Annotated in this window: 3 protein-coding genes; all 3 read left to right on the forward strand. The window is 27.2% G+C overall.

Features of this window, described 5'->3' with window-relative positions; all coding sequences use genetic code 11:
- Positions 1-312 (forward strand): Imm51 family immunity protein (locus Q0370_RS10520; protein ID WP_299575480.1); only part of this gene is annotated, 312 nt, incomplete at its 5' end.
- Positions 313-334: 22 nt separating this feature from the next.
- Positions 335-832, forward strand: coding sequence for a DUF2262 domain-containing protein (locus Q0370_RS10525; protein ID WP_299575482.1), 498 nt, complete (start codon positions 335-337; stop codon positions 830-832).
- Positions 833-853: 21 nt separating this feature from the next.
- A partial coding sequence (locus Q0370_RS10530; protein WP_299575484.1) for a hypothetical protein occupies positions 854-1,190 on the forward strand: 337 nt, incomplete at its 3' end.

The following is a 1,190-nucleotide window of genomic DNA, read 5'->3' on the forward strand; positions in this document are numbered from 1 at the left end:
AATAATGATAAAAAATTTGATGAAATTTTTGAAAAAGTATCTGAAATTAATGAAGAAGCTTATTTAAATGGCCATGGATGGGCGGCTTTAATTGAAAGTTATTTGGAGAATAATTATCCAGAACTTTATGAAGACTATGATTCTGATCCTGAAGCTGGGGGATATGTCGGACGCTATTTTGGAAATACTAAGGAAAACTGGGAAAAAATACAGAAAGTGGCTGAAATAGTTGAGGATTTGATTGAGAATGAAGAAAAAATTTATAAATATATTGAAGAAAATGGAGATGACATTTTCTGGGATTCATTTTAGGTAAAAATAGAAATGAGGGAAAATGAAGATAGCGTTTAATGTAAATGATAATGGCGATATTGAGGATTTTGAAGTTGACTGGCTTGGGAAAAAAGTGTACGTATCAATGGAAGAAGCTGAAATTTATAATAAGGAACTGGAAAAACAGATGTCTCTTATTCTTGATAATGTAGAAGAATGGGATGTCAAAATAAAAAATAGCATTGTAAAAAAATATTTAGGTATGGCAAACAGTCGCTTAAAAGAGAATAAATTGTCTGTTCCATTGGAGAAGGTTATTCAAAAATTGGGAAATAGCTTAACTAAATACGATGTAGAAAATGCTAGAAATGGAATTATTACAGAAAACTTTTTCTTCCAAAATTTAACAATTGATGAAATAATGCCATATTCTATTAGTCAATTTAGTGTGTGGGCTTACGATGAAGTACTTTTTGATGGATATGTGTTTATAACTGATGCTGAGATTTATGAAAAAGTTGTTTTTGACGATTTGACAAATATTTATAAAAAATCATAATTTTGAAAAGGAATTATCACAATGAAGAATAGGGATTACATTGAAGGGTTTATTGAAGGTGTTTCAATGTGTTGGAATAATGGAATGAAGGTTTGTCCTGAATATACGGCAATATATATTGATACATTTTTTATTGACAATGATAAAAATAATGATTTGAATGAAATAATAAAGAAAAAATTATTGCAATATTATGAAAGTAGTTCATCTGAGAAAAAAGATGATAATATTAGAAAAAAATTGGAAAAATTGAATATTGTTTTCAAAAAAAATAGAAAATATAAAAAATTGATAAAACAAAATGAAACAAAAACAGGTTACGATAGAATTTCTGAATTTATTAAATTGCAGACAGAAT

Origin of the sequence: uncultured Leptotrichia sp. (assembly GCF_938036635.1) — a bacterium.
GTDB classification, from domain to species: Bacteria; Fusobacteriota; Fusobacteriia; order Fusobacteriales; family Leptotrichiaceae; genus Leptotrichia; species Leptotrichia hongkongensis.

Coding starts and splice junctions, on each gene's coding strand:
- Q0370_RS10525 (WP_299575482.1), top strand. CDS start 335: ATGAAGATAGCGTTTAATGTAAATGATAATGGCGATATTGAGGATTTT.